This is a genomic window from Haloquadratum walsbyi C23, from assembly GCF_000237865.1.
GTDB classification, from domain to species: Archaea; Halobacteriota; Halobacteria; order Halobacteriales; family Haloferacaceae; genus Haloquadratum; species Haloquadratum walsbyi.
The window spans coordinates 1,619,293-1,634,330 of sequence record NC_017459.1 but is presented as its reverse complement, the minus strand read 5'-3'; the positions used below and the strand labels follow the sequence as shown (position 1 = coordinate 1,634,330).

The window sequence follows — 15,038 nt, the reverse complement described above, 5'->3', positions numbered from 1 at the left end:
GAATTGGCATTAACTACAACTCTTTGCGTTCGCATCTCCGTCAATCCATTTCAATCGCACTTGATTCGTCGGTGCTGGTATCTTCCTGTTCACTCTCGTTCATTTTACCACAGACTACTTGAACAGGGACATAGATTTATCTCATATGTCTGTATCTCTTGATGAAATCGACTCGCACCTGTTCAAGTGTGCTGATATTATCCGCGATGCAGTTGACTCGACTGATTATAAAGAGTACATTCTTCCGCTTGTCTATTACAAAGCTATCTCCGATGAGTTTGATAAGCAGTATCAGGAGAATCTTGAAGAGTATGGTGAGGAGTTCGCTCGTCGTGAGAATCTCTACGATATTCCTGTTATACCAGATGGGTACATGTGGGAGGACGTTCGAGCGGTCAGTGATAACGTGGACGAGGCACTCAACGAGAGTTTCGACGCACTCGTTGAGGTAAACCCTGAATTAAGAGGCGTCTTCCGAGCTGATTACATCGACGCAGACGCTCTCGGTGATGATCGACTTGGACGGCTCGTTGAACACCTCTCGAAATACGACTTAGATACAGACAGCGTCCCGCCAGATATGCTCGGTGAGGCGTATATGGACTTGGTTCGCCACTTCGCAGAGGAGGAGGGCAAGTCTGGTGGGCAGTTCTTTACCCCGCCACAAATTGTCAACCTGTGTGTTCGGCTTGTTGATGAATTTGAGGATGGACACGACTTCCACGATCCGACTGTTGGTTCCGGCGGGATGCTCATCGAGGCGGCTCGGTACTACCGTGAAGAGCAGAACGGCGAGCCGAAAAAACTGAAATTTACAGGACAAGAAATCAACCCTGATATTGCCGCCATCGCCAAAATGAATCTCTCCATTCACGGACTCAACGGAGAGATTGAACGGGAGGACTCACTCGCTGATCCGCAATTTACCGACGAATCAGATAACTCAGTTGCCCGCTTCAATCGAGTGCTCGCTAATTTCCCGTTCTCCGCAGACTGGGCGAAAGACGAACTTCAGGATGATCCATACGACCGTTTTGACTGGCATAAGAAACTTCCCCGAGCTGACCGCGGTGACTACGCCTTCATCATGCACATCGCAAAACAACTGAAAAGACCCGATCAGGACGGGGAAGCTGGGAAAGCATCTATTGTGATTCCTCATGGCGTTTTATTCAGAAAGCACGAACAGCGATACCGGAAGCCGATGTTGGAGAATGATATGTTGGAGGCGATTGTCGGACTTCCCGAGAACCTCTTTCAGAATAATTCGATTCCGTCCGCTGTCCTTGTGCTGAACACCGACAAGCCAACTGATAGAGAGGGCGAGGTGCAGTTCATTCACGCCGCTGATGAGGACTTTTATGACGAACTCTCGAACCAGAATCAGCTCACTGAGGAGGGGCTTGACCACATCGTTGGGAACTTCCGAGACTGGACGACAGAAGAACGGGTGAGTCGGACAGTCAGAATGGACGAGATCCGAGAGAACGACTACAACCTGAACATCGCTTTGTACGTCGATACGACCGAACCAGAGGAGGATATTGACGTTGAAGATGAGTTAGCAAAGTTACGGGAGTTACAGGCAGAGCGAAATGATATTGAGGCTCAGATGACCCAGCATATGGAGGCTCTGAATTATGAGTGAAGATGCGACGTTGGATGAGTTTTCTGAATTTAGTGAGTCAAAAGCCTCGAATGAGTCTTCTTTGGCTAAAAGGTGGGATATGAATCAAGCTGATGAAATTATGGAAATCACTCGGGGAGCGTCACCACGTCCGAAGGGCGACCCTGAGTTGTTTGGGGGAGACATCCCGTGGATAAAAATTGGGGACGTGGATGTGAAGAGCCAGAAATACACGGGAGAAACAGAGGATACTGTTACTGAAAAGGGTGCTGAGAAGAGCAAATTAGTTGATTCAGGGACGCTTTTAGTCAGCAATAGTGGGACTTGTGGCTATCCGATGTTCGCTGGGACAAGATCTTGTGTTCACGACGGTTGGCTCATTTTACGAGACTATGAGAATGATTTGAACCCACATTATCTGTATGAGTACATCAGCTGGCAACAAAATTACTTGAAATCTCTTGCACCTGGAAGTACTCAAATAAACTTGAATACATCTCGGTTTGGAGTGTTAGAGATTGCTATCCCTCCACTCTCAGAACAGCGCAAAATCGCCACCGTCCTCCACACCGTTGACCAAGCGATTCAGAAGACTGAAGAAATCATCAATCAAACAAAAAGAGTGAAGTGCGGTCTGTTGGATGACTTGTTCCTCGATGGGTATTACAATCACGAGAGCTATGAAAATATTAGGATTGGTGCTTTCATATATTCAAAGCCAGCAGAATGGGAAATTGAGACGATAGTATCCTCTAAAGAGGGGGAAAACGGGCTCAGAAGAGGACCGTTTGGTGGAATGTTAAAAAAGGAAATTTTCGTTGATTCAGGATACAAAGTATATCAGCAACAGAATGTAATATATGATGAATTTGATTATGGGGATTACTATATTACAAAAGAAAAATACCGTGATATGGAGCGATTTAGTGTTGAGGAAGACGACCTGCTGATAAGTTGCTCTGGTACATTAGGGAAGGTTGCAAAAGTGCCTTCAGAGTATGAACAGGGTGTAATAAATCAGGCGCTGCTCAAGTTTTCAGTCAACGACGATTTATTCAATGTAAATTATATGAAATACTTTTTAGAGTCAAAAGTCGGACAAAGGCAACTTGTTCTGAGTTCAAGAGGCTCAGCGATGAAGAACATGGCTCCCATGGAGTTTGTGAGATCATCCAAAGTATTTAGACCAAGCAAAAAAGAACAGAATAAAATAGCTGAATCGTTGTCAGCCATGGATGATAAAATTAGTTCTGAGAAAAATAAAAAAGATCGACTCCAACGTCTCAAACGGGCACTTATGCAAGACCTCCTCTCAGGCGAAGTCCGAACGACCGACGTGAATATAGATGTTCCACAGGAAGTCGCACAGCATGGTTAATGCTACATTCAAAAAGACTGTGAGATATTCTATATTCCTCTTGTTCGATCATACCCTTGTGAGCTTTCGAGACTTGGACAACGGGAAGGAGGGACGAAATCGAGGCTCAGATGACCCAGCATATGGAGGCACTGAATTATGAGTGAACAAACGAAGCTCAACGATATTGCTAATCAGGAGACAGGAGTCAACTTTCGTAGTCCAAGCGTACTGACAAGGGCAGAACAACTTCCATCTGGATGGGATGTAGCAGGTGCTAATAGTATTACTAAGATAAAAACAGGACATACTCCTTCGACGGATACAGACGAGTACTGGAATGGTAATATTCCGTGGATAGCCATACACGACCTTTCAGGACTTGATACTGTAGAGATAGACGAAACTGAGGATAACATAACTGAAGAGGGTTTAGCCAACTCTGGAGCTAAGCTGATACCAGAAGGGGCTTTAGCGTTATGCCGAACGGGTTCAATAGGTGAATCAGCTATTCTTAATCGAGAGATGGCGACCGACCAAAGTACTGTTACTTTTGAGTGTTATCCAGACCTGTCTAATCCATATTTTCTTATGTATATTTTCCAGTGGTGTCAGCCAGAATTGGAACGGCTGGGGATTGGGAGTACTCATCCATCAATCCAGTTGGACTTTTTCCCAGATTTACAGTTTCTTACTCCCCCTCTGTCGGAACAGCGGAAAATCGCCACCGTACTCTACACGGTTGACCAGGCGATCGAGAAAACTCAAAAAGCCATTAATTCTTTATCAAATATAAAGCTTGGGGTGAAACAAGACATATTTGCTACCGGGCTATCAAATGAACAGGATACAAAAGAAACGCGAATTGGTGAAGTGTCAAGTAGTTGGGAAATTAGATCTGCCTCTGAAGTCTGTGACGAGATTACCGTTGGTATTGTTTCAGGAGCCACAGAACATTATGTTAATTCGGATGACGGGGTGCCATTTGTTCGCTCAAAGAATGTTCGTGAACACGGCATTGACGACTCTTCCCTCAGATATATCTCAAAAAGATTCAATGAGCAGAATTCGAAATCTATTCTTAACGAAGGGGATGTTCTTACCGTTCGCACAGGTGTGAATCTTGGAGAAAGTTGTGTAGTTAATGAAGAATATGCCGGGGGCAATTGCTTCTCATTGATAATATCTCGCCCGGGTAATAAAATACTTTCAAAATATTTACAATACTATATAAACTCAAAAAAGGCGATTGGCTTTATTGACGCCTGGAAAGCAGGGGGTGGGCAAAATAACTTCAATATTGGCTCAATGAGAAGACTACCAATTCCGATTCCACCAATAGAAATCCAGGAGAAAGTTGTCGAAATTCTCGACAATGTAAATGAGGAGATTGAGAAAGAACAAGAAATTGCGGAGCGATTAAGTCGAATAAAACGGGGACTCATGCAAGACCTCTCCTCGGGGAAAGTCAGAACAACCGACACTAACATAGAGGTGCCCGACGAAATCGCCCAACATGGTTAGCGTCCCCAACGAAGGCGGCATCGAACGCTCGCTTCTCTCGTGGCTTGACGCCGTCGGTTGGGAAGCACACGGACAGGACGGAAGCCGAGGAGCGACCGTACTTGATACAGAATACGAACGCCGAAGCAATGAAGTAATTTACTGGGACCTACTGGCTGAACAGCTCGTCGCAATCAACGACTGCCTAACAGAAGAGAACGTCGAGAAATTCATCTCCTCACTCAAGCGTGATCTTGACGTTGAGAACCTGATGGATGGGAACGAATCCTTCCACGAGTTACTGACCAAAGGCAAGACATTCTCAGTCAAGCAGAACGGAAGTGCCAGCCGGACGGTCTACGTCGATCTGATTGATTATGAGAACCCAGAGAACAATCGCTTCCATGCTCTGAATCAGTTTTCTGTCTCTCGTGAAACGACGATCCGTCCCGACGTGAACCTGTTTGTCAACGGGATCCCGCTGGTGACGATGGAACTCAAAAGCGTTGCACAGGATAACGATTGGTACAACGCCGTCAGTGACCTACAGGCATACGAAGAGGACCTCCCTCGATTATTCGTGCCGACGCTATTCAATGTCGCAGCGGATACACGAGAGTTCAGATACGGTGCAGTTGGAGCGTCGAAAGAGTTCTATGAGCCGTGGAATGATGCCCCAGAAGAGTTTGTAGACGATCACGACCCCAAACAGGCGATACAGGCACTTTGCAACCCACAAACGCTCCTTGATATTCTCAAGAACTTCGTATTCTACGAACGACGAGCGGGTGGAAACGCCAAGATTATTCCACGGCATATGCAGTACTACGCAGTCAATGAGATGTTGGGACGGGTTGATCGCGACAAACACGACCGGGGACTTATTTGGCACACACAAGGGTCAGGCAAGTCGTTCACGATGTTGTATGCGGCGGAGAACCTGTTAGATCGAGACGTTGCCCGTAATCCACAGGTTTTCATCATTGTCGATACAGACAAGCTGAATAGCCAGATGCGGGATCAGTTGACGAACCTCTCCTTAGAGGCGTGGAAAGAAGCTGAGAGTATCGAACATTTACAGGAACTCATCAAGCAAGGACAGAGCGAACTCGTTCTGACCACTGTTCAAAAATTCCAAGACGTGGATCCCGACGTACAGGGCAACGACGAAGTTGTGGTAATGTCTGATGAGGCTCACCGATTTATGGAGGCTGACCTCGGGAGTCGATTGGATGCCGCTTTACCTGATTGTACTCACTTTGGCTTCACTGGCACACCCGTTCGAGAAGGAGAGCGAGAGAAAGATAAAAACACCTTTGATGAGTTCTCCCCAGAGGATGAAAACTATCTTCATCGCTATTCAGTGAAAGAAGGCATAGATGATGAATTAATTCTTCCTGTGTACTTCACGCTCCGCCACGAAATGAAATGGCAGATAGATGAGTCAGGACTTGACGAGGAGTTTGAAGAGCAGTTCCGCGGACTGAGTACGGACGAGAAGCGGGCGGTTATTCGTGAGAAGGTAACGTCGAGAATGTTGGCTGAGATTGAGCCACGGGTACAGAAAGCGGTTGAAGTGATTGACCAGCACTATGACGACTCCGTTGCTCCAAACGGCTGGAAGGGAATGGTCGTTACTTCCAGTCGTCAGTCGGCAGCGATGTATGGTGAACGACTCATAGAGCTTCGGAGTGAGGAGGAGGTTGAAGTTCTCTATACCTCGACAAAAGACGACTCCGACCTCATCCAGCAATTCCATACCGATTCAGAGGAGCGCGATTCGATAGTCAATGAGTTCAAGGATGAAGATAATCCGAAGTTGCTGGTCGTTCATAACATGCTCTTGACCGGATTTGATGCTCCAGTCTTGAAGACGATCTACCTCGACCGTAATTTGAAGAATCACAACCTGATGCAGGCAATTGCCCGAACAAATCGACCAGCAGACGGGAAAGAGAATGGCGAGATTGTCGATTTCCAAGGCGTCTTTGAGAACATTGACGACGCTCTCGATTACGATACGAAGACACAGGCAAACGCCGCTCGTGACAAAGACGAGCTGTTTGATGATCTCGTTGACCAGTTGGAGTTCGTAATGGAGATATTTGATGGGATTCCAAAGACCGACTCCAGTGAGGCAACGACTGAGGCAGTGGAGCGAGTGCTGACACATCCAACTCGACGTGAATTCAAACGAGGGTTCCGTCAATTACAGGATCTCTATGAGGCAGTCGCACCTGATGGTCGGTTAGTTCAAGAAGATATTGATAGGCGATATAAATGGCTGAGTCGGATTCATGTTGCGTTCAAGCGGACGACCAGTGGCGAGAATAACCCTGAAGAAGATATGCGGGAGAAGACCCGAAAGATAGTGAGTGAAAACGTCGCAATAGAACAGGTGAAAAGTGACTTTCCAACATACAAGCTCGGAGAAGAGTATCTGGAAGAAGAAGACGAACCAGAGAATCCGTCAGTGAAGGCATCACAGATTGCTCATGCCACACAGGAACATCTTCAGCCGCGTGAAAACCAGAATCCACGTTACAAGCGACTCAGTGAACGGGTGACAGACATCGTTGCACAGTGGCAAGGAAGCGAAATTGACGATCCTGAGGCAGTTGAAGCGCTAAAAACGGTTGAGGAAGAAATTCTTGAAATCGAGGAAGAGGCAGAAGAGCAGGGGATGAATGACGCTGAATTCGCCATTTATACCCATCTCACGGAGGAAACCAGCGAGGTGATTCAGTCAGAAGAGCAGGCGGAATCCGTTGCCGAAGATATTGTTAAGCAGTTCTATGAGCGAGTTGACTATGGGTTCGATGGCTGGAAAACAAATCAACAGACAATTTCCGAGATCGAACGAATCCTGTTAGATGTGCTTGTTGTTGAATATGATCTCGGAAGTCTCATCGCAGGAAATGACGAGTTCGTTGATACAATACGGGAGTATCTCATCCAAAATCACGAGATGACAGCTGAGCAGTATGAGTGAGGTCCAACTCCGCGAGATTGAGTTGCTGGGAAAGAGCGTTGAATACGAGATACGGCGGAGTGCAGAGGCATCAGAGCCACGGATTGATGTTGACATTCACGGGGTGACGGTCGTTGTGCCTCACTCAATAGATACTCTTCCGACAGAACTACTGAAGGAGAACGCTTCGTGGGTGCTGGAAAAACAACGAATGTACCAAGCATATCGAGATGAAGCCCCTAAACGGACATTTGAAGCTGGTGAAGAATTTCCATATCTTGGGGAAACGCACGAGTTGGTAATTGAATCTCGACAGTCCCACACTGTGTCCGCTACGGACCAATACCAGACGATTCGATTACGACAGAGCGCAGTAAAGCAGTCATCGGTCAAACGAGCATTGGAGAATTTCTATCGGAATCAGGCACGCCAACACTTTGCCGACCGTGCCGAGCAGTATGCTTCTCAAATGGGAGTTGAGTACACGCAAATCGAAATTCGGAATCAACGAACAAGATGGGGAAGTTGCTCTCCGTCCGGCACACTTGGTCTCAATTGGCGGTTGATGATGGCTTCACCTGATGTGATTGACTATATTGTGGTCCACGAATTAGCGCATCTCCGTGAACCGAATCATACACAGGCGTTCTGGGATCTTGTTTCAGAGTATCATCCCGAGTATGTGGAACACGCGGAATGGCTCAAAGAAAACAGCGCACGGCTCATCTTCTCGAAAGCCGATCTATGAAACTGCGATTGTTTCCATCTATAATTAATCGCCGCGACAGATAGTCATATACTCCATCGATTGACCAATTCTTTGGCTAATCGTTCACTTCTTTCATCTATTTTTTCGTGGTTCCAAGTATCGATATCGGCGATTTCCTGTGCAATCTTGATATCCGAATTCCTATATGCTCGACTTTTTCGGGAAAAGGAACTTTCGTCAATAGCAGAATGGTCATTTTTATGTAACAAAGTCAGATTGCCGAGACAATCGCGTTTGCCATTCTCTTCAAATTCTTCCATATCAAGACCTATTCTCCACTCAGCATACTCTGACTTTGCGAACGTTCGACGAGGAGCAATGTGTTCGATATCAAGAGAACCCAATTCAAGACTTGTTCCAGTTCGCCTTCCATTCTCTATGCTCTGAAGAATCAGCAGTGTCCGGAATCGCCATGATCCATCTAAAGTCAATGAGTTTGCTTTTAGATATTCGATTATTTCGCTATCTTCAGGCGTTCTATTTCTCACTGACCGTCGAAGAGTAGATCGAATGTCATCAGATTCCCGTACATCGCTGGCAACCGCATGAATCGCATCGAGTATGTCGCTGGAACTCTCTCCTCCAAGCTGCATCCGCATGCCAATAACTGAAGCCAGTCTTAGAAATTCCTCCCTTTGTCTGTTATCATCGGTATTGGTTATTATTGAAAGTGATAATATCTCTCCTTGGGTGGCAGCTGAATTCAGGTATTGAAGACTCTTTTTGGCATCATCAGAAAAATCCCGTGCCTCAACATCCAGGTCATTGCTTGCAATCTGTAAATATGTATCAACTTGATTATCAATGTCCTTGACAAACTTAAGTACGTCATTTTTTTGCTGAACTACTTCATCAAAAGTTCGATAAAAAGCGGATTTGCTAATTTGAGCTGGTGTCGAGCTTTCAGAATTAATTAATATATGACTGAGTACCCGCCGCACACGTGTATTTTCATGAAACCGTGTCCCGCCAAGTTCTGAGTTTAGTCGCCGATATATTTTCTTCCAGTGTCCAGTGATTTTTTGTTGCCTTTCTCTGCTTTCCTCACGGTCAGCGGCTCCGAAAATCCGTGCCTTTGCCAGAATTGCCGGTGAAACGTCTTTACCACGTTCATTCTGACTTTGAAATATCATATACGCTAAACTTGTTGTATCTGAGCGAGTCTCAACTATTCTTAAACTTTTGATAATCTTCGGCACTAACGACGATTCGATTTTCTCCTGTTCAACATCATTTAATCGATCTAAAAAGTAATCATATGCTGTTTGGATAGATCCATCTATGTTCTCACTATTTCCCAACCAGAGATTCTCAAAGTGTTCATCTGCTTCGTCATCATTAAGACGAATCCGTCTGACTGGGTCGGTCTGGTCGGAGGGATAAGCATTGATTATATCTTCTATCCTCCGATCATCTTGGTTATCTTGGCACAAAATATCCCTAATAGCCATCATAAAAATCGATATCGTGACCATTCTTTGCTGTCCATCAACAATCTCGTATGATTCGCTGTCTTGTTTTAGCAGTATAATATTACCAAGATAGTGAATGTCTTCTGTATCTTCAAGTCTCTGAATATCGAACCAAAGATCTTCAAATTGACTTCGCTCCCATTCAAAACCCCGTTGATAGTCAGGAACTTCAAATTTAGTACCGCCCTTAGTAAATAAATCCCTGATTTTTCGGAATTCAGCTCGCATGATAGCAATATTGAGTTTCAAACATCTATTCAATTATAATTTAGGTAGTATTATCTATATTACATTTCAGCCTGTTTTTATCGTACTTAGATACCGTATGACCGGCGTATAGAGCTGACAGATTCCATCCAAGAGTTGCAACGAAGCTGATCACAAGTGTGAGAGAGAAAACACTTAACCGACGTGAAGTACGCTAACAAACAACATGATTAGTAGACTCGAAAAAGAAGTGAATATGTTAGATCGCCACCTGGAGATTCTGAGGCTGGTTATCGACAGCGAGCCGATTGGTATCGTCAAAGTGTCTGACCAGACCGGCTATGCGCACCACAAGGTCCGATACTCTCTACGTGTTCTTGAAGAGGAGAATCTCATTGATCCATCTGGTCAGGGCGCGATTACAACGAAGGAAACTAATGAATTCATTGAGCAAATAGACAGTAAGCTTGGTGAGGTTGAAGACAAACTTGTGACGATGAAAATTGAGGATTCAATGAGCAATGAGCAGTGAATAGTGAGACCCAAATCTCATCGCTGCTTGGAGCACAGCATTCTCACGCATTCCATGGAGAATCTGATTCCCGAATGTGCCGAAGTCTTGACCCATTCCCTTTGTTCGTTCGACACGAGAGACAGACTTCCCGGCGAGAGCAGACCATTTTTTGATATAGTTATCTCCGTAATGTGGACTTCCAGAAATGACCCCGACGCGAGCATCACTAAACTTATTGCTCCCTTTGATATTCCCATAGTGTTCAACCTCGTCAACGACATCGGAAAGATCCTCTTGTTCTCTGTAATTTTCCTCGGCGGCTTGTGAGACAATGAGGGCAGGCTTTTGATTTTCGCGGCTTTCAATTCCCTCAAATAAAACAATATCTCGTTCTGGAGTCACGGAAATAGCTGATTTCCCTGAGTAGTGATTCGCTGCGTTCGTCGTTTGGATAATCTGAATGCCGAGCGTCTTTCGCACATATGCCCGTTTCTTATCATCGCTCAATACAGGGCTATGCTCCAAGTCATTGCCCAGCATTAGCTTCCATTTTTCGATGGTTGGTGTTCCGTCAAGAGCAATAACACTCGTGGCTTCAGAGAACGGTGGCTGTCTCAGTAGAGTTAGCGACTTGTCATTCGGGTCATTGATCACCACTCGCTCGTCAGGAAAATCTGTGTATTCCCATCGATTATCAAGATCCTCTGCTGCAAGAATCGCGTATGTCATTGTCGGCGCTTCTGGATGATAGCCCCGAGTATTTTCAATGATATTGAGAGAGTCACGTTCAATCTCTGGATTGTGTTCGGTAAACCACTTCAGTCCACTTCGTTTCTTTCCGGGATCCCGTCGATTTTCTTCGATATCTTTGAGATAATTGAATGGCAACTCATTTTTCTGATTAAGATACTTGCCTACCGATTCGGCGACCGTTTCGGCGCTATATTCTGAAAGAAAACTACCCTGTGGGAACTCGTCTATTGCAACGTATCGATCTTCAATGTTTTGTGGTGAATAACAGTGTGAGTAGTGACCAATTAACACGTCGTATTTTGTATGATCAAAATCTCGCCGGGTGAAATATAAACAGTCGTGCCCCTTTTGACATGGAAGTTCTTCATCAAAAAGTTCATGCGCGTTATCGTGTATCTCCCCGGGAAGGAGATCTCTCTGATTGTAAATCTGAGTTATTCGTTTCTCCCATTTTTCTCCGTGTGTTCCGTTCGCAGATGGGCAGTCATCATAAAATGAAGGAAGGATTCGCGAGATTAAGTTCAGCTCGTCACACCAACCTGTATATTGATTGTAAAGTTCATGCCTGGCAGTCAGAACCGTGAGCGGATTTCCAGTACTCGCCGCCCATTCGATGACGCCCCGACTCTTACCCATAGCAGGAAGCGCGTCAACCAGCACTGGTGAAGAGTTACTGAATCCATTCGCGATAGCAGAGGAGAGACACTCACGTGCTCGCTTGATACTGGGTTGAGAAGGATCCTCGCTCTCTTCGCTTTCGGTTACATCCATCCGTAGAGACGGTGGGCGGATGCCGGGATAAACCCCCACACATCAATACCATGTCCTCAGATGTGGGTAGTGAGCCAGTTCTTCGAAAAAATCTTTGTCACTTTCATTTAAATAGGGTCTCTATCGCCGCTCCTAAGATAATTTAACAAACGGTCAATTATGATTACTTCAGATCAATCTCTCGATCTTAAATTATCTTCGATGAAATCCCATAGGCGGAAGTGAAAATCGAGAACAATTTTCTGACGGAGTTGCGTTTGTTTGACCCCGGGTGGGGGCACTCAATGTTCCAACTGTCTTTGACCCCCTACGTATAATCATTACCAGTCGTTATTGTCTCTTGCCGCGGCAATGTTCATTGGTTATTAAATTACCCCCGTAATTATTACCATTCGTTATTGACTTTTGCTGAGTCAATTACTACTGGACATTGACTTACCACCCTACCTTATTGTACCCAGTTACTGTGCACAGTTATTATAATAGTACTGCTGTTAATTATACTGTTGTCTTTACCGCGTTGCTGTCTTTATTACTGTTTACGTTCAGGAAGGGGGAAGACGCATCCACTACAGTAACAGCACAACTACCGCCACCCGCAACCGCATACTTTTAATAATATACTTTCAACAATTATTACCAATGGTATAATTGATACACACACAATTCACTGGTACAGAAAGACAAGATGCGCCCGCTTCCCGGACGAAACCAGAAATGATTGTCACAGTCACATTCAGTAAAAGACAAGCGACCACCTGAGAGATCCAACAGATGTGTCTGATAGCGTTCTCTCATGAAAGATGAACCGTAGCATATATGAAAATAAAACCTTCTGACAGGCTCCACAGCCTGCTCACGAGCTAACGAAAAAAGACGATAATACATACAAGAACCGAGCCTTCCCGAACGAAACCAGACTCATTCTTACGATCACATGCACTACAAGGAACCGTCTGAAGGATTCAAGAAAACGCTTCTATGAAGTTTTTTGAGTCGGTTGACGGCATTCATTAAGTCGTTCCCGAAATGTCGTCACCGTCCTCCCAGGAGTTTGTGTGATTTGCATTGATAGGTATCTCAGAATAAGAATCATATGATCAGTGTCTGAATTAAATTCTCGTCTGAGTAAATCACGCTTTAGTTCTAATCTAAAATGACCAAATGTCCAGTTATGAGACGAAATAAATCGATGTCGGAATACAGAATATTACGTTCGTCCAAAAATAAGTAAGAATAGCACAACTGTGATTCAGAAGCAACTGACATTAACTTTGTTCCGACCGGTCAATCTTGTGGGTTCTGATAAGTCAAGATAGCTTTTTATCAATTCAAGATAACTGACTTTGTCGGTCAACATTGACTTCACAATAATGTATAATATATACAATATTATTTATAATAATTCATTATCAACACAATATTGAGTCCCCACCAATGAGATTGAAAATGAGTTGTTCAATATCACTGGGATCAGGGACATCGCCGTGTTGAACAATAACTTGCTCAATCATATTGTCACAAGGATGCCGGCGCTTCCCGTCGTTCTCAGCCTGAAAAGAATACAATTATATCTTGTTCAATGTTCAGATCTGGCTTAGTTCCGCAGGAAACCGACCAACTGGAAGCACGATCAGGACAAGAGGATGCGTTCACAATTTCATTTGTAAATTACGACAGCAAGTTGATGACTGACGTTGGGCATGTGACAGAAAGAGCGTTTATTTGTTTGTGTGACAGTTTTTCGCGGTGATGACACTGATGAAATTGATTGAGATCAATTATATATTGCTCATAGTCATTTCACTATGATTATGGAAAATCGTGGTTGAGATGACAGAGTGTTCGGAATTCATGTTTTTCTGAATGTTGACTATTGAGTTAGCCATAAAATTGTTTTATTTCATATTACCACTACCGATGGTATGAAATGTCAACTGCCGATTCCTTACTGGGAAAGTGAATATGGTGTCGATCAAAGAGATGATCAAGAATATTATGAGTATCTAAGCAAGGATTCATTTGGTGAAAAGCTGGGCTGGCTATGGGGACGGAAGGGACTCAAAAAAGAATAATCACAGTGATCAAGAGATGGCTGAATGCATCTCAAGCGAGTTCAGAAACATCTCTGGAGACGGATACACACCCAGTGGTGATAGCTATAAGCTCAGTTAATAAAAAGTTTAGTCAGCTGACAAGGATCCAAGACAAAATCGCCTTCTCCACATAGTACGCGCACAGTATCACCTATATTTGTTTTCTACATTGCGAATAACGCCTCCGAGAAATATCCACGATTATTGCTAATTTATTACAAGCGAGTCTGGAATAGTCATGGATATCTTTTCCATAATACCGCAGATGACACAAAATTAAGTTAGGAAGCGTGATATCTGATGAGCGATATGACCAGCACTGCCGCTGGTTCGGAAAAACGTGCCCTGAGAAAGCCGGAGCAGGAGAACGAAACGTGGCAAGAAGATATCTACCTCTATAGTTCGAATGCCCACTCAGGAGGACTATCTTCACTGTGATTATTGCGATTGTAGACGCCGATATCTGGTTGTTCATCATCTTCAATTTTATCGCGATAATCGCTAAATGAAACATACTCTTTATCATCTGATATTGCCATTTGATAAGCAGAGGAGTTCTTGCAAAATTCACTTAATTCGTCTACGCCCCACTCAAGAATATTAATCACGTTCATTATATGGTTAATGTAACTAACACGTTTTTGGTTTGTTCGATCGGTGTCTGAAAGATTGGCATAATTAAATATTTTTTCACTATTACCATTCCGCGTTTGAGACCGTATTATAAGCGGCTCCGGGTTCTTTTCAATGAGATGATCGAGTGCTTCCCGGATGTCAGGTGAATACGGACCATACATCATCGGTTTAAACTTCGCTTCCGTAACACGTGCTGCAAATTCTTCGGTGGCATGAATATCTGCAAAGAACATAATTTTTTGTAATTCAATTGCAGAGACTGGACCATCCGCTCTATTGATGAAGATCTTGATATTATCGAGAGTTTTAGTCTGCCCCAACGACATGAATAAGATAAATGATACGGTTATATGTAAATTATG

General features: G+C 44.3%; 9 protein-coding genes. 6 read left to right on the top strand and 3 right to left on the bottom strand.

The window, feature by feature from the left end:
• Positions 1–145: 145 nt before the first annotated feature.
• The 5 genes from HQRW_RS07225 to HQRW_RS07205 all read left to right on the top strand — a co-directional run bounded on the left by HQRW_RS07225 (position 146) and on the right by HQRW_RS07205 (position 8,206).
• The gene (locus tag HQRW_RS07225) at positions 146–1,648 is read left to right on the top strand and encodes a type I restriction-modification system subunit M (protein ID WP_014556074.1); all 1,503 of its coding nucleotides are present in this window, start codon (positions 146–148) and stop codon (positions 1,646–1,648) included.
• The gene (locus HQRW_RS07220; protein WP_014556073.1) at positions 1,641–3,005 is read left to right on the top strand and encodes a restriction endonuclease subunit S; all 1,365 of its coding nucleotides are present in this window, start codon (positions 1,641–1,643) and stop codon (positions 3,003–3,005) included. The genes HQRW_RS07225 and HQRW_RS07220 overlap by 8 nt, the downstream gene beginning before the upstream one ends.
• Positions 3,006–3,143: 138 nt before the next feature.
• Positions 3,144–4,508, top strand: a complete 1,365-nt coding sequence (locus tag HQRW_RS07215; RefSeq protein WP_014556072.1) for a restriction endonuclease subunit S — start codon at positions 3,144–3,146, stop codon at positions 4,506–4,508.
• A complete protein-coding gene (locus HQRW_RS07210; RefSeq protein ID WP_014556071.1) occupies positions 4,501–7,479 on the top strand; it encodes a type I restriction endonuclease subunit R in 2,979 nt (992 codons plus the stop codon). Before HQRW_RS07215 ends, HQRW_RS07210 begins: the two co-directional genes overlap by 8 nt.
• Positions 7,472–8,206 (top strand): M48 family metallopeptidase, encoded by a 735-nt coding sequence (locus HQRW_RS07205; RefSeq protein ID WP_014556070.1) that lies wholly within the window; start codon positions 7,472–7,474, stop codon positions 8,204–8,206. Before HQRW_RS07210 ends, HQRW_RS07205 begins: the two co-directional genes overlap by 8 nt.
• Positions 8,207–8,250: 44 nt before the next feature.
• Here HQRW_RS07205 and HQRW_RS07200 read toward each other — a convergent pair whose 3' ends face one another.
• Positions 8,251–9,927 carry a DUF262 domain-containing protein gene (locus HQRW_RS07200; protein WP_014556069.1) on the bottom strand — a complete coding sequence of 559 codons (1,677 nt, stop codon included), beginning with the start codon at positions 9,925–9,927 and terminating at the stop codon, positions 8,251–8,253.
• 205 nt (positions 9,928–10,132) lie between these two features.
• Between HQRW_RS07200 and HQRW_RS07195 the strand changes: the two genes are divergently transcribed.
• Positions 10,133–10,438 (top strand): hypothetical protein, encoded by a 306-nt coding sequence (locus tag HQRW_RS07195; RefSeq protein WP_014556068.1) that lies wholly within the window; start codon positions 10,133–10,135, stop codon positions 10,436–10,438.
• On the opposite strand, the gene HQRW_RS07190 is transcribed toward HQRW_RS07195, so the two are convergent.
• On the bottom strand, positions 10,418–11,983 hold the full coding sequence (locus HQRW_RS07190) for a hypothetical protein (protein ID WP_149031532.1): 1,566 nt from the start codon (positions 11,981–11,983) through the stop codon (positions 10,418–10,420). The genes HQRW_RS07195 and HQRW_RS07190 overlap by 21 nt on opposite strands.
• A 2,452-nt stretch (positions 11,984–14,435) precedes the next feature.
• Complete coding sequence (locus HQRW_RS07185) at positions 14,436–15,002, bottom strand: type II toxin-antitoxin system antitoxin SocA domain-containing protein (RefSeq protein WP_014556065.1); 567 nt, start codon at positions 15,000–15,002, stop codon at positions 14,436–14,438.
• Positions 15,003–15,038 lie beyond the last annotated feature (36 nt).